Source organism: Nocardia sp. BMG51109 (assembly GCF_000526215.1).
Classification (GTDB): Bacteria; Actinomycetota; Actinomycetes; order Mycobacteriales; family Mycobacteriaceae; genus Nocardia.
Genome location: NZ_JAFQ01000004.1, coordinates 8,224,382 through 8,245,044, shown reverse-complemented (window position 1 = coordinate 8,245,044; position 20,663 = coordinate 8,224,382). Strand labels below are relative to the sequence as shown.

Genomic DNA, 20,663 nt, shown 5'->3' with positions numbered 1-20,663 from the left:
CGATCGGACGAAAGCTGTTTTCCCATGACCAACGATGAATCCGAGCTCACGCTGGCGCATCTGCTGCGCTCCCGCGCCGAGGCTCATCCCGACCGCGATGTATTCTCCTATCTTCCCGACGGGGAAACCGTTGCCGAGCGCTGGACCTATGGCGAATTGCACGAACGCGCACTGGGTGTCGCGTCCTGGCTGACCGGGTCGGGGGCCGCCGGCGAACGGGTTCTCGTCATGCATTCGAATCCGCTGCATTTCGTCGCGGCGATCTTCGGATGCGCGTATTCGGGGGCGGTCGCCGTCCCGGCCTATTCGCCCGTCGGCAAGCGCCAGAAGTTCCGGATAGCCAAGATCGTCAGCGACTCCGGGGCCGGGTTCGCGCTCAGCTCGGCGGACGCGCTGGACCGGGACCGGTCGGGGATCGAGTCCACCGAGGCGGCGCCCGCGATGAGCTGGTGCGCCTCCGACATCCTGCCGGCGACCGCGGAACATCGCCCGGCCGGCGATCCGCGGCCGGACGACCTGATGGTGCTGCAATACACCTCGGGCTCCACCGGGGATCCGAAGGGCGTCATGATGACGCACCGGAATTTCGTGCACAACCTGGGCAGCATTCGGGCGGCCTACGGCGATCTCGACGAGACCGACGGGTTGTCCGCGGTGTTCTGGCTGCCGCTGCATCACGATATGGGCCTGGTCGGCGCGGTGCTGGGAACCATCCAGTCCGGTTACGGCGGCGAGCTGATGTCGCCGATCTCGTTCGTGCAGCGCCCGATTCGGTGGCTGCGCCGGATCTCCGGCAAGCGGGCCCTGGTCACCACGGCGCCCAACTTCGCCTACGACCTCTGCGTGGACACCACGACACCCGAGGAGCGCGCGGAACTGGACCTGAGCGGCTGGCGGGTCGCGATGTGCGGCGCCGAGGCGGTGCGCCCGGATACGATGCGCCGCTTCGCGGAGGCCTTCGCCCCCGCGGGATTCCGTGCCTCGGCGCTGCAACCGGTGTACGGGTTGGCCGAGGGGACGCTGCTCGTGACGGGGTCGCCGCGCGCGGATGGACCGCTGCGAAAGACGTTGCGGCGCAGCGCCTTGAGCGAAGGCGAGGCGGTCGAGGCGGCGGAGACCGATGCCGACGCGGTGACCATGGTCGGGTGCGGGCGCCCGCAGGAGGGCACCCGGGTCGTCGTCGCCGATCCGGACACCTTCGAGCGGTGCCCGGACGGCACCGTGGGCGAGGTGTGGGTGGCCAGCGATGCGGTCGCTCGCGGCTACTGGGGCCAGCCGGAGGCGTCGGCCCGCACCTTCGGCGCCCGGCTGAGCACCCCCGGCGGCGAGCCGTCCGGGCCCTACCTGCGCACCGGCGACCTCGGATTCGTCGGCGAGGGAGAGCTTTTCGTCGCGGGGCGGCTCAAGGATCTGATCATCATCCGCGGCCGCAACCTGTACCCGGACGATATCGAGAACACCGTGCAGGAGAGCGATCCGATACTGCTGCGCGGCCGCGGCGCGGCCTTCTCCGTGCCGGGATCGGTGGACGAGCGGTTGGTGATCGTCCAGGAGGTGGAGCGCGACCGGACCGACGAACTCGACGCGGACACGGTGTGCCGCGCCATCGCGACCGCGGTGGCGCAGGAACACGAGGTCGCGGTGTCGCAGATCGTGCTCGTGCGCGCATACAGCCTGCCGAGCACGACGAGCGGAAAGGTGCAGCGGTTCGCCTGCCGCGAAAAGCTCGGTGACGACAGCCTGAAGGTCCTCGGCGAATGGTCGGGCCAGGCCACCGCGGCGCCGGCCGATCGCGCCGCGGAGGCCGCCGCCGCACCGGCGACCACGGTGAGCGCGCGGGAACTCGAGGACTGGATGGTCGATCATCTGTCCCGCGAGTTCCGGCTTCCGGCAAGCGATATCGACACCGGGCAGCTGTTCGCCTACTACGGCCTGGATTCGGTGCGCGGCATCAAACTCGTCGGCGCGCTGGGCGAACACCTCGGCACCGAGATTGCGCCGGCGCTGATCTACGAGCACCCGACCATCGCCGATCTCGCCCGCGCCCTGACCGAGGACTCTCCCTCCGCCGAGGTCGCGGCCGAACCGCAGGCCGGGGGCGGCGCCGAGACGGGCGAGCCCATCGCCATCGTCGGCATCGGCTGCCGGTTCCCCGGCGCCGACGGCACCGAGGCGTTCTGGGATCTGCTGACCACCGGCGTGGACGCCGTCACCGCGGTGCCCGTCGACCGCTGGGAGCACCGCGAGGTGCGCTGGGGCGGATTCCTCGACGACGTGCGCGGTTTCGATGCCGAGTTCTTCGGGATCTCGCCGCGCGAGGCCAAGCACATCGATCCGCAGCAGCGGCTGATGCTGGAGGTGGTCTGGGAGGCGCTGGCGGATGCCGGACTGGACGTCGAGCGGCTGGCCGGCACCGATGTCGGTGTCTTCGTGGGTATTTCGTCCAACGACTACGGGCGCACCTTCTACCGCAGCGAGGACCGGATCGAGGCGTACTCGGGCACCGGCAATGCCGTGAGCGTCGCGGCGAACCGGGTGTCGTACCTCTTCGACTTCCGCGGGCCGAGCGTGGCCGTCGACACCGCCTGTTCGTCGTCGCTGGTCGCGGTGCACGACGCCTGCCGGTCGCTGCGCACGGGGGAGAGCACGCTCGCGGTCGCGGGCGGGGTCAACGTGATGCTGTCGCCGGACCTGGGCATCAATATGGCCCGGGCCGGGGTGGTGGCGCCCGACGGGCGGTGCAAGACCTTCGACACCTCCGCCGACGGGTACGTGCGCGGTGAGGGCGCGGCCGTCGTGGCGCTGGAACCGCTGTCGCGGGCGATGGCGGAGGGGCATCCGGTGTACGCGGTGATCCGGGGGAGCGCGGTCAACCAGGATGGGCGGACCAACGGGTTGATGGCGCCCAACGGGCGGTCGCAGCGGGCCGTGCTGGCCCGCGCCTACGCCGATGCGGGGATCGCACCGGGCGACGTCGGCTATGTCGAGGCGCACGGGACCGGCACGTCGATCGGTGACGCCATCGAGACCGGCGCGTTGGCAGCCGTGCTCGGTGCGGGTCGCGACCCCGGAAACCCTTGTGTCATCGGCTCGGTCAAGACGAATATCGGCCATCTCGAGGCGGCCGCGGGCATCGCCGGAACCATCAAGGCGGCGCTGGCGCTGCACCATCGGACGCTGCCGCCGAGCCTGCACTACCGGCAGCCGAACCCGGCCATCGATCTGGCCACGCTGCGCGTCTGTGACCGGCTCGAGGAGTGGCCGGATCCGGGGCCGGTGGGCGTCAGCTCGTTCGGCTTCGGCGGCACCAACTCCCACGCGGTGCTGACGGCCGCGCCCCGGCAGCCGGGTGTCGAGCGTCGGCCCCGGGAGGGCGCGCGCGACCACGCGATCCTGCCGATCTCCGCGCAGTCGCCGGAGGCGCTGCGCGAGCTGGCGCGGCGCTACGTCGACGTGCTGACCGATACCGGTGAGGACGCGCCGGACTGGTCGTCGCTGACCTATTCGGCGGCGGTGCGCAGCACCCATCTGGACGAGCGGCTCACGGTCGTGGCGAAGTCGAAAGACGAAGCCGCCGAACAACTGTCGGCCTATCTGAACGGCGCGGCGCGCACCGGGACGGCCGTCGGCCGCCGGCCCGGCCGCACGCCGCGGATCGGCTTCGTGTTCTCCGGTCAGGGCTCGCAGTGGCAGGGCATGGGCAAGCAGCTGTTCACCCGGGAGCCGGCCTTCCGCGCGGCCCTGACCGCCTGTGATCGAGAGATCCGCCGCAACACCGGCTGGTCGGTCATCGACGAGTTGCACGCCGACGCCGAGCGTTCCCGCCTCGACGAGATCGACGTCCTACAGCCGACGCTGTTCGCGATCCAGGTGGCACTGGCGGCGTGGTGGCGGTCGGTCGGTGTCGTTCCCGACGCCGTCACCGGGCACAGCATGGGCGAGGTGGCCGCCGCCCACGTGGCCGGCGCGCTGGAACTGCCCGATGCGGCGGCGGTCATCTGCGAGCGCGCGCGGCTGTTGCGGACGCTGTCGGGTCGCGGCGCGATGGCCGTGGTCGAACTGCCCGCCGACCGGCTCGCCCCGCGGCTGGCCGAATTCGGCGCCGGCATCGGTATCGCCGCGGTGAACAGTCCCGGCGCGACCGTGCTGTCCGGGGATGCCGAGGCGGTGCGCGCCGCGCTGGAGCAGTTCGAACGGGAGGACGTGTTCTGCCGCGCGATCAAATCCGATGTGGCGGGGCACAGCCCGCACATGGACGAGCTGCGCCCGGCGCTGGAGGCCGACCTGTCGGGGATCCGGCCGCGGACCGGGACCGTGCCGATCTACTCGACGGTCACCGGGGAGATCCACGACGGCGGCGAGCTGTCGGCCGGGTACTGGGGCCGGAACCTCCGTGAGACGGTGCAGTTCGAGGCGGCCGTCGGGGGGATGGTCGACGACGGCTACGACCTGCTGCTGGAGGTGAGCCCGCATCCGGTGCTGACCGCGGCGCTCATCGACATCCGCGACACCCGCCGCCCGGCTCCGGGCGGAAGCGTCACGGCGACAACCATTGTCGAGTCGATGCGCCGCGACACCGACGAGCAGGCGGAGCTGCTGGCCTCGGTGGGCGAGCTGTACTGCGCCGGCTATCCGGTGCAATGGCAGCTGCAGTACCCGCACGGCGGTCACTTCGTCCGGCCGCCGCGTTATCCGTGGCAGCGCGAAATCCACTGGATCACCGACGATCTCACCGCTCCGTCCGGGGCGGCCAGGGGTGAGCTGGTGCGGCTCGATTCGGCGATTCACGCGGGCACGGCCTTCTGGCAGACGGAGGTCTCGCTGGATACGATGCCCGGCCTGGCCGATCACCGCGTGCGGTCGGTACCCGTCGTCCCGGCCGCGCTGTACGTGGCGCTGGCGTGCACGGCGGCGCGGCAGCTGTTCGGCGGAACCGGCTGCGAGGTGGCCGATTTCGAGTTCACCACGGCGTTGACCCTGGAGCCGGGTACGGCCCGGCCGGTCCAGCTCGCCGTGCTCGACCGTTCCGGTGACTCGGCCTCGGTGCGAATTCTCGCGGCGGACCGCTCGGTCGCCGATTCGCCCTGGGAACGGCTGAGCGACGGGGTGATTCGTGCCCTGGACACGTCCGGCGGCAGCGCGGCCGGGAGCGGAGTGGCCCGGGGCAGTGCGGTCCAGGGTGCGCGTGCTGCCGGCCGGGCCCGCAACGGCCACGGGCCGGCGGATATGGCAGCGGGAGGCGCCGACGGCCGCGCTGCGGCCGAAGGCATGACCGGCGATGGTGTGGCCGGGGGTGTCGTGGGCGGGGATGACGTCCCGGCCGACGGTGTCTCGGCCCGCGGCGACTCGGTCGCGGGTCGCGGCCGCCCGCAGGCGGATTCGCACGACTCGTCGGTAAGCGTGCCGGCGGCGGAGTTCTACCGAACCCTCGCCGAGGCCGGTCTCGAGTACGGTCCGGCCTTCCGGCGGATCGTGGAGATCCGGCGTTGCGGCGCCGATGCGGTGGCGAGCCTGGCTCCCATATCCACCGGATCGGAGCTGGCCGACACCATGATCCGGCTCGACGCGGCGTTTCAGACCCTGGCCGCCACCGTCGATTCCGCCGATACGCTCGCGGGCAGTATCTATCTGCCGGTCGGGCTGGACCGGCTGCGCATCCGCGGTGATCTCACGGCGGCGGCGGAATGCCACATGGTCAACCGGGGCATCTCCGAGGCCGGGCTGCTGGAGGGCGACTTCGAGATCGTCGCGGAGGACGGCACGGTGCTGGCCGACGGGGCGGGCCTGCGGGTGCGCTGCCTGGCCGAACAACTCCAGCGGGAGGCCGAGGGCCCGCGGAACTGGTTCCACGCCGTGCGCTGGGATCCGGCGCCGCTCCCGGCCGAATCGCCGCGGGCGGCGGGGCCCTGGCTGATCGTCGGCGCGGGCGGCGCGGCGGACGAGCTGCGGGAGCGCCTGGCGGCGGCCGGGTGCGCCGTCTCGGTCTGCGATCGCGAGACGAACCTGTACGACGTCCTCGCCGCCGACGACGAGGTGGCCGGCGTGGTCTACCTGGCGACGGGTCCCGCCACCGAATCGGCGCTTCCGGACATCCCCGCTTCGGTGCGCGAGTCGATCCTCGAATTCCTCGGCCGGGCACAGGATCTGGCCCGCTACGACTGGCCCGCGCGCCCGCCCCGGCTGTATCTGGTCACCCGCGGAACGCAGGATCTGCCGCCGGGCGCCGCGCTCGACGAACAGACCTGCCTCGACGCCGCCGTCACCGCGCCGACGTGGGGCCTGGCCCGGACAATCGAACACGAGTATCCCGAATTGCGGTGCACGCGTGTCGATATGAGCCCGGCGCCGGACGACCGCGAATACGACGCCCTCGTCGGCGAATTGACGGCCGACAACCCCGAAACCGAACTGGCCCTGCGCGCGGACCAGCGCTTCGTCGCTCGCATCGCCCCTGTCGCGGAACCGGAACCGGTCGTGCGCCCGGCCGAACCGGACGAGGGCTACGTGGTGCGGCAGGCCGCGCCCGGGTTGCTGGACGCGCTGCGGTTGCAGCGGGTCGCACGCCGGGAACCCGGACCGGGCGAGGTGGAGATCCGGGTCCGGGCCGCCGGCTTGAACTTTCACGACGTGGTGGAGGCGCTCGGGGTCATCCCGCCGGAGAACGGCAGCCACGCGGTGCTCGGCGCGGAATGCGCCGGGACCGTCGTCGCGGTCGGCGCGGGAGTCGAGGGCATCGCCCCCGGCGATGTCGTGGCCGCGATCGCCATGCCCGCGTTCGGTTCCTACGTCACCACCGCCGCCGAACTCGTGGTGCCCGTGCCGGACGGGATCAGCCCGGCGGATGCGGCCACCATCCCGGTCGCCTTTCTCACCGCCCACCGGGCACTGTGCGAGCTCGCCCGGCTGGAGCCGGGGGAGCGGGTGCTGATCCACGCCGCCACCGGTGGCGTCGGCCTGGCCGCGATTCAGATCGCGCGCCGGATCGGCGCCGAGATCTACGCGACGGCCGGTAGCGAGGAGAAGCGAAACCACCTGCGCCGCATGGGTATCGAACATGTGATGGATTCTCGGTCGCTGGCCTTCGCCCGCGAGATCGTGGACGCCACGGGCGGCACGGGCGTGGACGTGGTGCTGAACTCGCTGTCCGGCGAGGCGGTGTCGCGCAGTCTTGCTCTGCTGCGCCCGTTCGGACGCTTCGTCGAGATCGGCAAGCGCGACATCCACGAGCGGCGCACGCTGGATCTGTGGCTGTTGCGGCAGAACGTCTCGCACTTCACCGTCGATCTCACCGCGACGGCGTGGCAGCGTCCCGACCGGGTCGCGGCCGCGCTGCGCACGATCATGGGGCACGTCGAGGCGGGCGAGTACGCGCCGCTGCCGGTCACCGTGTTCGATCTCGGTGAGGCGCAGGCGGCGTTCGAGCACATGGCGCGGGCCCGGCACATCGGCAAGGTGGTGCTGGTGGCCGCGGGCGCGGCACCGGACATCCACATCACCGAGCCGCGGTTGCATGCCGACGGCACCTATCTGATCACCGGCGGCCTGGGCGGTATCGGTATCGAGCTGGCGCGGTGGTCGGTCGAGCGGGGCGCCCGCCATCTCGTGCTCGTCGGCCGCCGCGCGCCGAATGCCCACGCCGCCACCGTGATCGAGCAACTGCGCGCTGCCGGTACCGAGGTCTCCGTGCGGCACGTCGACGTCGGCCGGGCCGACCAGGTCGGCGAGCTGGTCGCGAGCATCGGCCGGGCCGGACCGCCGCTGCGCGGAATCCTGCACGTCGCGGGCACATTGGCGGACGGACTGATCGAACATCTCGACGAGGCCGCCGTCGACACGGTGCTCGCAGCCAAGGCGGCGGGCGCGTGGAACCTGCACGTCGCGACCGCCGGCCGGACGCTGGAGTTCGTCGTGTACTTCTCCTCGGCGGCCGGCACCCTGGGCGCGCCCGGCCAGGCCAACTACGCGGCGGCCAACGTCTTCCTCGACGCCCTCGCCCGGTATCGGCGGGCGGCCGGGCTGCCGGCCACCAGCATCGCCTGGGGCCCGTGGGGCGAGATCGGTCTGGCCGTCCGCGACGACCGGTCCGCGCACGTCCGCAGCATGGGGATCGGGATGATCGAACCGGCCGCCGGTCTCGCGGCCCTGGATCGGGTGCTGCCGGCGGATCCGGTGCAGTCGATGGTGTTGCCGACCACCGGCACCGGTTCGGCCGACCTCTCCGACATCCCGCGCCTGCGCGAACTGACACCGGCCGCGTCCGAGTCGGCGTCACCGCAGGCCGACGGCGACGTCGCCGCCGCCCTGGCGCAGGCCGAACCGGGCGCCCGCCCCGGCATGGTGGCCGACTATCTGATCGCCGTGGTGGCCCGGCGGCTCGGCATGGACGCCGATGCCATCGAAACCGACCGGCCGCTGCGCTACCTGGGCCTGGACTCGCTCGGCGCGATGGAGTTGCGCACCCGCATCCAGCGCGACCTCGCCGTCACCATCCCGCTGGTCAAGCTGCTCGAAGGACCCAGCATCGCCGAGTTCACCGCCTGGTTGCTCGGCCAGCTCGACACCGGCACACCCGCCTCCGCGACCCGGGCCGCCGCCGCCCCGGCCGCAACCGACAAGCCTGCTCAGGCCAGGCATCTGCTCGACCGACTGGACACGCTGCCCGACGACGACGTCGACCGATTGTTGTCCGACCTGCTCGCCTCGGAAGGAGACAAGGCGTCATGACTGTTCAGCTGGACACGTCCGAATTCGACGCGGACGATAAACGCGCGTTGCTACGAAAATTGTTACAGGAGCGCGCATCCCGACCCATCGAACGCGATCTGTCACACGGTGAGCGCGGACTGTGGCTGCATTCGCGGCTGGCTCCCGACAGCGCCTCCTACAACCTGCTGTACGCGGGCCGCATTCGCGGAGTCTTCGAGCATCGCAGGCTGGCGGCCGCCCTGGACGCACTCGTCGCCCGCCACGAGACGCTGCGCACCGAATACCGCGACGTGAACGGCAGGCCGCGGGCCGTCGTCCTGCCCCGGGCGCACGTGCCGTTGCACGTCGTGGACGCCTCCGACTGGGACGTGGCCCGGCGGGACCGGTGGCTGGACGACACCCTCGACCGGCACGTCGACCTGCAAGCCGCACCCCTGCTCGACGTGACCGTCCTGCGGCTGGACCCGCGGCACCACCTGCTGGTCATCGCCGTTCCGCACATCGTCATCGACTTCTGGTCGTTCGACATCCTGCTCGCGGAGCTCAGCACGCTGTACGCCGATCCGTCCCACCCGCTGCCGCCGATCACGCATTCGTACGCGGATCACATTCGGTGGCAACAGGATCTGCTGCACAGCGACCGCGGCCGGGCACTCGAGGACTACTGGGAGGCCCGGCTGTCCGGTGAACTGCCGCACCTCGAACTGCCCGGCCGCCGCCCGCGTCCGGTCGTGCAGACCTTCGACGGCCGGACGCACCGGTTCGAGGTGGACGAGGCGCAGACCGCCGCGCTGCGCCGGATCGCCCGGGACGAGGGCGTCACGCTGCAGATCACCGTGCTGGCGGCGTATATCGCACTGCTGCACCGCTATTCGGGCAGCGACGACGTCATCATCGGATCACCGACGGCCCATCGGGCGATGCCGGGCGCGGACCGGATGATCGGCTATTTCATCAACGCCGTCGCGCTGCGTTCGGATCTGAGCGACAACCCGAGCTACCGGACGCTGCTGCAACGGACCCGCCGCACGGTGCTGGAGGCGATCGACCACCAGGACTATCCGTTCCCGCTGCTGGCCGAACAGCTCGAGCCCGTGCGTGATCCGGCCTATCCACCGGTGTACCAGGTGTTCTTCGCCTGGGAGACCTCGCGCTCCTCGACCGGTGCGCTGACCGCCGAGCTACCGGACGGGGCGCTCGACCTCGAGCCGGTCACCATCCGGCAGGGCGGCGCGCCGCTGGACCTGATGGTCCAGGTCGCCGAGCGGGAGAGCACGCTGTCGGTGGGTTTGCAGTACAACACCGACCTGTTCGACACCGAGACCATCGGCCGGTTCGCCGATCACCTGCGGACCCTGGCGGCCGGTGCGGTCGACGACCCCGACCTGCCGATCGGCCGGATCCCGATCCTGACCGAGGCCGAGCGGGCGGATCAGGCCCGCTGGAACGACACCCGGGACGACCGCTTCCGCGACCACCGCCTGCATTCGCTGATCACCGAACAGGTGCGGCGCACCCCCGATCGCACCGCCGTGACCTTCCGCGGCCGGCACCTCAGCTACCAAGAGCTGCAACGGCGTGCCGAGCGCCTGGCCGCCCGGCTGCGGGGGGTCGGCGCCGGCCCGGGCGCGGTGGTGGGCATCGCCCTGCACCGGTCGGAGATGTCGGTGGTCGCCGCCTATGCGGTGCTGCTGACCGGCGCCGCCTTCCTCCCGGTCGATCCCCGCCATCCGGCGCAGCGGCTGCGCACGATCGGCACGGAGGCCGCGGTCACCGTGTGGCTGACCGACCGGGCCTCGTCGGCGGGGCTGCCCAGCGAGTTCTCGATGCTGTTCGCCGATGCCGCCGAGAGCCGGGAACCGGTGCCGCCGTGGGATTCCGCCGCGAACGCGGTGAGCCCCGACGACATCGCCTACGTGATGTTCACGTCCGGATCGACCGGAACCCCGAAGGGCGCGCAGAACACCCACCGGGGCATCGCCAACCGGCTGCTGTGGATGCAGGACGCCTATCCGCTCTCGGACGGCGATTCGGTACTGCACAAGACGCCGGCCAACTTCGACGTCTCGGTGTGGGAGTTGTTCTGGCCCTTGCTCGCCGGCGCCCGGGTGGTCGTCGCCGAACCCGACGGCCACCAGGACGGCGCCTATCTGGTCGAGACGATCATCGCCGAAGGCATCACCGTGGTGCATTTCGTCCCCTCGATCCTGCGCACCTTCCTGTCCGACCCGGGCGCCTCGCGCTGCACGGGGCTGCGCCGGGTCATCACCAGCGGCGAGGCCCTGACGGCCGATCTGCGCAACGAGTTCTTCAGCACGCTCCCGGCGAGCCTGCACAATCTGTACGGGCCCACCGAGGCCGCCATCGACGTGACGTCCTTCGATTGCGTACGCGGAGACCGCGATCCGGTCGTGCCGATCGGCCACCCGATCGCCAACACCCGGATCCGAATCCTCAACCGCGACATGGTCGCCTGCCCCGTCGGCGTGACCGGGGAGCTCTACATCGGCGGCATCGGGGTGGCCGAGGGCTACGTCGGCCGGCCGGAACTGACCGCGCAGCGGTTCGTGCGCGACCCGGACGCGAACGACGGCGACCGGGACGGCATCCTGTACCGGACCGGCGATCTGGCCCGGTACCGGCCCGACGGAGCCGTCGAATACGGCGGGCGCTCCGACAGTCAGGTGAAGATCCGCGGTGTGCGGATCGAGCCGGCGGAGATCGAGGCCGCCCTCGTCGCGAGTTCCACCGTCAGCGAGGCCGCGGTGGTCGTCCGCACCGACGGCGGGGGCGCCGGCCTGGTGGCCTACGTCGTCCCGGTCGATCCGGCGGCCCCGCCGCGCCCGGCCGATCTGCGAACCCTGTTGCAGCGCAGCCTGCCCGACGCCATGCTGCCGGGCCGATTCGTCACCCTCGAGCGCATCCCCACCACCGCCAACGGCAAGCGGGACGAGCGGGCGCTGCCGCAACCGGATACGGCCCGTCCCGACCTGGCCGCCGGTTACCGGCCGCCGCGCGACGACACCGACGCCGTCCTCGCCGAACTGTGGCAGGCGGCGCTGGGCGTCGACCGGGTGGGCATCGGCGACGACTTCTTCGAACTCGGCGGCACCTCGACCCAGATCATGCAGGTCTGCGCCGAGGCGCGGGAGCGGGGGATGGAACTGACCCCGGAGATCGTGTTCCGGCACCGGACCGTCGCGGCGATCGCGGATGCGGTCGTCGTCTCGGAAATACCTGCCGCGCAGGAACAACCGGTACGGGAGGAGACCGCCGAGCGACCCGCCGAGAGACCGGCCGAGCGGCCGGCCATCGAGCGAAATCTGCTGCCGGGCAACACCGTTATCGACAGCATCGGCGTCTACCTGCCCGAGCAGGTGCTGTCGACCGACGACGTCGTCGGCGGCTGCGATCGGCAGGTCGAGGTCCCGCTCGAACAGCTCACCGGGATCCGGACCCGCCGGGTGGTGGAGCCGGGACAGTTCAGCTCCGATCTGGCCACCGCGGCGGCCGAGCGCTGCCTGGACCGCTCCCGCCATGCCCGGCGCGATATCGACCTGCTCATCTGCACCAACATCTCCCGGGTGGAGGGCCCGGACGACCGATTCGTCTACGAGCCGAGCATGTCGCTGCGGCTGCGCGCGGCACTCGGCATGGACAACGCCCTGACCTTCGACGTCTCCAACGCCTGCGCCGGAATGTTCACCGGGATCTGGCTGGCCGACCAGTATCTGCGGCAGGGCCTCGTGCGCACCGCGATGGTGGTCAGCGGCGAGTACATCTCGCATATCGCCCGCACGGCGCAGCACGAGATCACCGACTTCCTCGACGATCGGCTGGCCTGTCTCACCGTCGGCGACGCGGGCGCGGCCGTCATCCTGGAGCGTTCGGACAGCGCGGCGGTCGGCTTCCACGACCTGCGGCTGCGGACCCTCGCCAAGTACTCCCGGCTGTGCATCGGCAAGCGGACCGATCAGCCGCACGGCGGCGCGATCATGCACACCAAGGCCGTCGAGCAGACCGCGGTGGCGGTGCGCAAGTCCGTGCCCTTCGCGACGGGCCTGCTGGACGGGCACGGCTGGTCGCCGGAATCGGTCGATCACATCCTGATGCACCAGACGTCCGAGGCGTCCATCCGCGACGCGTCGACGACGATCAACCGGCTGTTCGGCCGGACGGTCTCGCATCCGGACAATACGATCTGCAATCTGGAACATCGCGGAAATACCGCCTCCACAACGCATTTCGTAGCGATCAACGATCTCGTCCAGCAGGGCCGGCTGGTGCCGGGCGATCGTATGCTGTTCGGTATCACCGGCTCCGGGCAGACCATCGGCGCGGCGCTGTACACCTTCGACGGTCTGCCGGACCGGCTCCGCAACGACGGCAACGGGAATGGGCACGCCACCGAGCCCGCACCGTCCCGGGCCGCGCCACCGCGCCGCGCGCGGGTGCGGGTCGACGGGCTCGGAACGGCGTCGCCGCGCGGCGAGCAGACCGCGGTCGCCCTCGCGGTGGCGGCGGCCGCCGACTGCCTGGACCGCTCCACCGTCGCGAAGTCGGATATCGGACTGCTGTTGTACGCCGGGACATTTCGCGACGAGTACATGGTCGAACCGGCGACGGCCACGTTCATCGCCGCCGACCTGGCGATCAACGACGATCCCGACCGGCCGACCGACGACGGAACGCTCGCCTGCGACCTCATCGACGGTGCGGCCGGATTCCTGGAGGCCTGCGATGTCGTCTCGGCGGCGATCGGAGCCGGGTCGATCCGGGCGGGACTGGTCGTCGCGGCGGAGGCGGATCCGGACCGGCCCGGCCGCCCGCTCGAACGCCGCGGAATCGCGCACGTGGGTTCGGCGATGCTGCTGGCCGAGTCCGACGACGAATCCGGATTCGGCGAGTTCCACTTCGCCACCTACCCCGAGGAACTCGAGGCGGTGAGCTCCTACTCCCGCATCCTCGCCGACGTCGGCCTCGAGGTCCGCGTCGCCCAGGACGTGCACGACCGCTACCTGAAATACCTCGACGAGACGGTCACGGAATTTCTCGACCGGCTCGGCCGCCCGCTCGCCGATTTCGCCGTGATCTGCGCGCCGCAGATCTCGGCCGGATTCCTCGACGAGTTCGCCGACCGGCTCGACGTGCCCCGCGGCCGGATCGTCGACGTCACCGCCGACGCGGACCTGTTCACCTCGTCGGTGCCGCTGGCGCTGCGGCACTGCCGGGAGGCGGGGCTGGTCCGCGGGGGAGATATCGGGTTGATCGTCAGTGTGGGCGCGGGCATCCGAGTTGGTTGTGCCACTTACCATTTCTGACCGTTGACGCACGAACACCGACGCACGAACACCGTTGACGCACGAATACGACGTCCCGGCGGGCGGATCGCCGCACCGCCGGGACGTCGGCGCGTGCTCAGGCGCCGAAGCCGGAGAGATTGCCTCCGTAGATCGACGGGTCGGCGATCACGTTGGCGGGGGCGCCGTCGGTGGCCCGCCGGACGGTGTCGGCCGCCGCGTGGCAGGCGCCGCGCCCCCGGGCGCGAACGATGATGCGCCCCTTGGCCGTGATGACCGCCGATTCGGTGGCGTCGTCCACCGGGCCGATACCGCAGGCGGCCGCGACGGCACCCGACTCGTCGACGACCACCTGCAGATTCGCCAGCGCGGCGGGCGGGAACGCGTGCCGCAGCGCGCGTCCGATGTCCAAGACGGCCAGCCGGGCCAGCGGCGCCAGTTCGGCGGCATTCTCGGTGACGATGGCGACGGTCAGCGCGGCGCCGGCCGGCAGGCTCGACAGCAGATCCCCGGCGGTGGTGAGCTTGTGGGTACCCAGGATCGCGATCACCTGCGGGTCGAGGTTCGCCGGGGCCCGGTGCAGCAGATCGGTGCAGGCCGGCGCCGCCCACGGATCGGATACGTACGCGGCGGACGGGCCGGGCAGCCGGATCCGGGCGGCACAGTCGCCGTCGCGCGCCGAATCGGCCATTTGCCCGCACAGCGTGCGCACCGCGGCCGACTCGACGAAATCCGGTGCGGCGAAGGCCAACTGCGTGGCACCGTAGAGGGTGGTCAGCAGCGCTTCCGCGATGCCGAGCTGTTCGGACCAGCCGGACCGCCGCTCGCCGAGCGTTCGCAAGGCGCTGGCCAGCAGGAGGGCGTCCAGCTTCAGCAGTTGGGTGAAGGGCCGGCGCAGATCGTCCGCGGTGGTGATCTCGGGGAGCAGGTCGATCCCCAGCATCGGCGACCGCAGCCGCGCCGATCCCCGCCGTCCGTGCCGCGCGGACCGGGGGACCCGCTGCATCCAGGCGTCGGCGAACGCCTCGACCGCGGCCTGCGGGGTGCGGCCGGGATCGCGGCCGGCCGGGGCGGCGGTCTTCTCCGCCTCCCGGGCCAGGACGGTGAGATACAGCGCCCGCTTGCCCGGGAAATTGGAATAGACCGCGCCCCTGGTCACCCCGGCGCGATGCGCGATGCCGTCGATGGTCGCGCCGCGGAAGGCGTTCTCGGCGAATTCGGCCCGGGCCGCCTCCAACACTCGGTGCCGGGTGCGGTCCTGGCGCTCCGCCCTGGTCAGACGAGCCATCGCGTCCTTCACTCCCCTGGGAAACGCCATGCGCCAACCCGGCTCAGCCCCTAGGGATTTCCGACTCGGGATACACGCGGCATCTGGATGTTGATACCATTCCGATGGTACATCCGATGGGCGATCGATTGGGGCCCAACGTCGTTCGCCACGGTGCCCGTCGAATGCCGAGTCGATGAATGCCGGTCGGTGAAGGGCGATTCGATGAAGGGACCGTGGATGAGCCGGACGTCGATGCTGGACGGCATCCCCGTGGTCCCGGGTGGGCTGCCCGCCCTGGGGCACGGGGTCCGCCTGCTGCGCGATCCGCTGCCGTTCCTGGCGTCGTTGCCGGAACTGGGTGCGATGTGCCGGATCCGGGTCGGCTCACAATCGGTGGTCGTCGTCTCGGATCCGGCGCTGACCTGGCTCATTCTCGCCGACGACCGGACCTTCGACAAGGGCGGCCCGTTCTACGACCGCTCCCGGGAGATCGCCGGCGACGGCCTGGGCACCTGCCCGCACAGCAGGCATCGGCGCCAGCGCCGGCTGTGCCAACCGGCGTTCCGCTCCCAGCGGATGCACGGCTACACCGAGATCATGACCAGTGCGATCGCCGAGACGGTGCGGACCTGGGACGAGGGCCGGATCATCGACCTGGGGTCGGAGATGTCGGTGATGACGTTCGGGGTCGCCACCGAGACCATGTTCTCCACGGCCGTGCCCGAATCCGTGCGCCGCCGGGTCGCCGCCGATCTCGGCGAGATCGCGGGGGGCCTGTTCCGCCGGACCATGATGCCGCCCGCGGTGAGCCGGCTGCCCACGCCGGACAACCGCCGCTACGCCGCGATCACGCGACGGGTGCGCGACCTGGCCGGATCGGTGATCGCCGACCGGCGCGCCGACGGCGCCGACGGCGGCGATCTGTTGTCGTCGCTGCTGTCGGCGCGGGATCTCGACGGGTCGGGCGCGGTGACGGCCTTCACCGACGAGGAACTGATCGACCAGGTGTTCACCTTCTTCCTGGCCGGTGCCGAGACCTCCGCCGGCTGCATCACCTGGGCATTGCACCTGCTGGACCGAAATCCGGACGTGCTGCGGCGCGTACACGACGAGGTGGACGCGGTGCTCGGCGGGCGTGCGGCCGCACCCGGCGATCTGCCCGCGCTCCCGCTGCTCGGGCGCGTGGTGACGGAGACCCTGCGGCTGTACCCGCCGGTGTGGCTGGTCACCAGGCTGGTCACGGAAGACACTCGCCTCGAAGGGATCTTGCTGCCCGCCGGGACGATGGTCGCCGTCAGCCCGTATCTGCTCCACCGGCGTGCCGGTCTGTACGACAACGCCGCCGATTTCGTGCCCGACCGCTGGGTCGACGTCGCCCCGAACCGCATGCCGTATCTGCCCTTCGGGGCGGGTGCGCGCAGCTGCATCGGCCAGCAGTTCGGCCTGACCGAGGTCGTGCTCGCCCTGGCCACCATCACGGCGCACTGGTGCCTGTCATCGTCGACGGGCCGGCCGGTCCCCATGGCACTGACGCAGCTTCCCACGCCGAAGGGCGTGCGGATGCGCCTGACCCAGAGGCAAGTCGTGCGATCGGCCGACTGAAAAGACATTCGGCAGAAGGACATCCATGACCACAACCTCGGCGGCACCGTTACATCGGGCGGTCGGCAGGGGCGCTTTCGCCGCGTGGCGCGAGCTCGTCCTGTGCTGGTCGTTCACCTGGGGCGACCTGACCGCCACGGTCGTCCCGGCGACGACGTTCGCGGGTGCGGCGTGGGCCACGTCCGGCCGGCCCCTCGCGGAACTGCCGGAGGAGGCGTTGCTGTGCGTCGCCTACTTCTGGCTCTATATCTACACGTTCAACCTGTCGAATCAGCTCACCGGCATCGAGGAGGACCGGCTGAACAAGCCGCACCGGCCGCTGGTCGTCGGGGCGGTGACACCGCGGGGCGCGTGGTGGCGGCTGCTCGTGGTCAGTGGGGCGTTCCTGGGTATGGGCGCCGCGCTAGGGGTCATCGAGTGGGGCATGCTGTGGGTTGCGGCGTGGTTGTGGCACAATCATTTTGGCGGCGCTCGTGTCTGGTGGGGCAAGAACGCCGCCATGGTCGCGGGTACCGTCGCGCAGTTGGCGGCCGCATGGCAGCTGGTCACTCCGCTCACTTCCGCCGCGTGGTCGTGGATACTGGCGATCGCCGTACCGCTGGGATTACTGGTGTCGCTGCAGGATTTGCGCGACGTCGCCGGGGATCTGGCCATCGGTCGGCGCACCGCCGTCGTGGTTTTCGGAGAGCGGGCCGCCCGCACGGTATTCGGCACGGCCTTCGTCGTCTATCCAGTGCTGTTGTACCTGCTGCTCTACCGGCATGCGCCGGTCGCGGCCGTAGTGCTCGGAGGCGTCGGCGCCGTCGTCTGCCTGATCATTTCCTATCGCGTGATCCGCCTGCGTAACTCCAGGTCGGACAACACGACGTATGTGCTGTACACCCTCTGGTACTGCGTCACATTGGCAAGTGGGATACCTGCTCTCGCGCATTGACCGCCAGAGCTTCGGCGGGGGAAGGAGAGCTATGCATGCCGTAAGACACCACCGAACCGAAGGATTGAGCGTCGGCGAGCGAGTGGAGCTGCGCCGTATGCAATTCGGTCTGTCCCGCAAGGTGGTAGCGAATCTGGTTGGGCGCAGCGAGGAATGGCTGCGCCTGGTCGAGTCCGGCCGGGCCGAGCTCGACAGCATCAAGGTCGTCCTGCGACTGGCCGAGGTGCTGCAGATCGAGGATTTCCGCGATCTGATCGACCGGCCGGTCCGTCGGGTGCCGCCGAGCGTGGGCGTCAGCGACCTGACCGATGAACTGCAACAGGCGATTCTGGATCATCCGGTGACCGACGGCCGGGCCGTCCCGCCGAATACCGACGGCCCGGCCGGACGGCAGAGCGAGGATCCGGCGGCCGAGGAGGTGATGGCCGATCTCGCGCGCTGCGAACAGATCTGGCTCGGTTCGCGGCAACGGTTCTCGCAACTGGCGAAGCGGCTGCCCGACGTGGTCACGTCGGCGCGCCGGATGAGCTGGCGCACCGACGGTGCCGAGGGGCGGGATTCGCTCGTGCGCTCCTACCAGCTGTGCCGGTCGCTGCTCACCGGGACGGGCGCGCACGGGCTGGCGTGGGTGGTGGCCGATCGAGCGGTGGCGACGGTCCGGCGCGAGGATCCGCCGGCCGTGCTGGCGGCGAGCCTGTGGCATCTGGCGAACGCGCTGCTCTACCAGGGGCAGCTGAGCGCCTGTCACACGCAGGCCCTGGCCATCGCGGGCCTGCTGTCCGAGGCCGACCAGCGCTCGCCCGACCACCGGTTGCTGTGCGGGGCCGCGTATCTGGTGGCGGCCAAGGCCGCCGCGGGCGCGCCGGATCCGGCCGAGGCCGACCGCCTGCTGACCTCCGCGCAGTTCGAGGCGGACCGGCTGGGCGGCTGCCGCAGCACGCGCGGAATCGGGTTCGGTGACACCGAGATCGGCCTGACCAGGATGGAAATCGCGCTGGGCCGCAACGACTTCGACGACGTGATCGAGATCGCGGCGCAGACCGACGTCGGCGACGATCAACCCGCCGGTCGCCGGGCCCGCTATCACATCGCCACCGCGGCCGCGTTCGCCGGCCGCAACGACGACGTCGGTGCCGCCTTCGCCCTGGCCAAGGCCGCGGAATCATCGCCCGAGGATCTCCGCTACGACCCCGACGCGCACCGTACGCTGAAACTGCTGCTGCAACACGGCAATCGGCTGCTGCGCCGGGACGTGGCACGGCTGGTGGCGCTGGCGGATCTCGACGGGCGGTGGTGAGCAGGTCGTGATCATGACGCCCGGCCGGCGGTCGCGCGGAAGCGGTTGATCGCGGGCAGGTGCCGCTCTCGCAGCTCCGCGTCGCGCACGCCCAGACCCTCGTGCGGGGCCAGGCACAGCACGGCGACCTTGCCCTGATGCACGTTGTTGTGCACGTCCTGGACCCCGGTCGAGGTGTCGGTCAGCGGGTAGCTCCGGGAGACCGTCGGATGTACGACGCCCTTGGCGATGAGCCGGTTCGCCTCCCACGCCTCGCGATAGTTGGCGAAGTGCGAGCCGATGATCCGCTTGAGGTTCATCCACAGATACCGGTTGTCGTACTGGTGGACGTAGCCGCTGGTGGACGCGCACGTCACGATCGTGCCGCCGCGGCGAGCGACGAACACCGAGGCGCCGAAGGTGTCGCGGCCGGGATGCTCGACGACGATGTCGACGTCCTCGCCGCCGGTCAGCTCGCGGATCCGGCGCCCGAAGCGGCGGTATTCGCGAACGTCGGGCTCGCCGGAGGACCAGAACCGGTAGTCCTCGGCGGAGCGGTCGATGACGGCCTCGGCGCCCATCGCGCGGCAGGTCCGCGCCTTCTCGGCCGACGACACCACGCAGATCGGGAACGCGCCGCCCGCGAGCGCCAGCTGGGTCGCATAGGAACCCAGGCCGCCGCCGGCGCCCCAGATCAGCACGTTGTCACCCTGTTTCATATCGGCGCCGTTGCGCGACACCAGCTGCCGGTAGGCGGTCGAGTTGACCAGGCCGGGCGCGGCCGCCTCCTCCCAGGTGAGATGGCGCGGCTTGGGCATCAGCTGATTGGATCGCACCAGCGACAGCTCCGCGAGGCCGCCGAAGTTCGTCTCGTAACCCCAGATGCGTTGCGCCGGATCGAGCATCGTGTCGTTGTGCCCGTCGGCCTCCTCCAGCTCCACGTGCAGGCAGTGCGCGACCACCTCGTCGCCCGGCCGCCACTTGGTGACGCCGGGCCCGGTGCGCAGCACCACGCCGGCCAGGTCGGAGCCGATGATGTGGTACGGAAGATCGTGGCGCGCCGCGGCTTCGGAGGCGCGGCCGTTGCGTTCGAGGAACGCGAAGGTGGGGACCGGTTCGAACAGCGCGCTCCAGACCGTGTTGTAGTTCACCGAACTGGCCAGCACCGCGACGAGAGCCTCGCCGGGCCCGAGCGCGGGCACCGGGACGTCGTCGATGTGGATCGACTTGCGCGGGTCCCGATCGGCGGGAGCGGTTCCCGCGAACATGTCGACCTCGTCGCGGTGCAGGGTCACCGCTCGAAAGCTCTGGGGCAGTGGGGCGTTGGCGACATCGTCCTCGGTCCGGCTTTCGGCGAGGACGATCTCGAGCAGGTCTTTCACCAGGGGCCTCCCGACGGTTGATGCGCGATCTGTCCCGCAAGGCTAGGTCCGTCGGCGGGGGCGATCGGCAAAAGCATGGCGGGCAATGTGGCGAGCGCAGTGGTGCCCAAGAGGGACGGCCCCACCGCCCCAAGGGGTTTGGCCGGTCCGCGGTCTCCGGTGCGGCGCCGTGCTACGTGGCTCGTGCGACATG

General features: G+C 71.0%; 7 protein-coding genes. 5 read left to right on the top strand and 2 right to left on the bottom strand.

Going from position 1 to position 20,663, the window contains the following annotated elements; genetic code table 11:
• The first annotated feature begins 24 nt into the window (after positions 1–24).
• Positions 25–8,724 (top strand): type I polyketide synthase, encoded by an 8,700-nt coding sequence (locus tag D892_RS0138620; RefSeq protein ID WP_024806379.1) that lies wholly within the window; start codon positions 25–27, stop codon positions 8,722–8,724.
• On the top strand, positions 8,721–14,027 hold the full coding sequence (locus D892_RS0138615) for a non-ribosomal peptide synthetase (protein WP_024806378.1): 5,307 nt from the start codon (positions 8,721–8,723) through the stop codon (positions 14,025–14,027). The genes D892_RS0138620 and D892_RS0138615 overlap by 4 nt, the downstream gene beginning before the upstream one ends.
• Before the next feature lie 97 nt (positions 14,028–14,124).
• On the opposite strand, the gene D892_RS0138610 is transcribed toward D892_RS0138615, so the two are convergent.
• Entirely contained in the window at positions 14,125–15,324 is a 1,200-nt protein-coding gene (locus D892_RS0138610; RefSeq protein ID WP_198037108.1) for a TetR/AcrR family transcriptional regulator, read from the bottom strand.
• 189 nt (positions 15,325–15,513) lie between these two features.
• Between D892_RS0138610 and D892_RS0138605 the strand changes: the two genes are divergently transcribed.
• Genes D892_RS0138605 through D892_RS0138595 form a run of 3 tightly spaced genes read left to right on the top strand, consistent with a single transcriptional unit; the run spans position 15,514 to position 19,109 of the window.
• On the top strand, positions 15,514–16,878 hold the full coding sequence (locus tag D892_RS0138605; protein WP_232236269.1) for a cytochrome P450: 1,365 nt from the start codon (positions 15,514–15,516) through the stop codon (positions 16,876–16,878).
• 25 nt (positions 16,879–16,903) lie between these two features.
• On the top strand, positions 16,904–17,812 hold the full coding sequence (locus D892_RS0138600) for a UbiA family prenyltransferase (protein WP_024806375.1): 909 nt from the start codon (positions 16,904–16,906) through the stop codon (positions 17,810–17,812).
• Positions 17,748–19,109, top strand: coding sequence for a helix-turn-helix transcriptional regulator (locus D892_RS0138595; RefSeq protein WP_084161412.1), 1,362 nt, complete (start codon positions 17,748–17,750; stop codon positions 19,107–19,109). Before D892_RS0138600 ends, D892_RS0138595 begins: the two co-directional genes overlap by 65 nt.
• 11 nt (positions 19,110–19,120) lie before the next feature.
• Here D892_RS0138595 and ccrA read toward each other — a convergent pair whose 3' ends face one another.
• Positions 19,121–20,470, bottom strand: coding sequence for a crotonyl-CoA carboxylase/reductase (gene ccrA, locus D892_RS0138590; RefSeq protein WP_024806373.1), 1,350 nt, complete (start codon positions 20,468–20,470; stop codon positions 19,121–19,123).
• Between the last annotated feature and the right edge of the window lie 193 nt (positions 20,471–20,663).

Excerpts from the sequence above, each read along its gene's own strand:
- D892_RS0138605 (WP_232236269.1), top strand. The coding sequence starts at position 15,514 with ATGAGCCGGACGTCGATGCTGGACGGCATCCCCGTGGTCCCGGGTGGG.
- D892_RS0138600 (WP_024806375.1), top strand. The coding sequence starts at position 16,904 with ATGACCACAACCTCGGCGGCACCGTTACATCGGGCGGTCGGCAGGGGC.
- D892_RS0138610 (WP_198037108.1), bottom strand. The coding sequence starts at position 15,324 with ATGGCGTTTCCCAGGGGAGTGAAGGACGCGATGGCTCGTCTGACCAGG.
- D892_RS0138615 (WP_024806378.1), top strand. The coding sequence starts at position 8,721 with ATGACTGTTCAGCTGGACACGTCCGAATTCGACGCGGACGATAAACGC.
- D892_RS0138595 (WP_084161412.1), top strand. The coding sequence starts at position 17,748 with ATGTGCTGTACACCCTCTGGTACTGCGTCACATTGGCAAGTGGGATAC.
- D892_RS0138620 (WP_024806379.1), top strand. The coding sequence starts at position 25 with ATGACCAACGATGAATCCGAGCTCACGCTGGCGCATCTGCTGCGCTCC.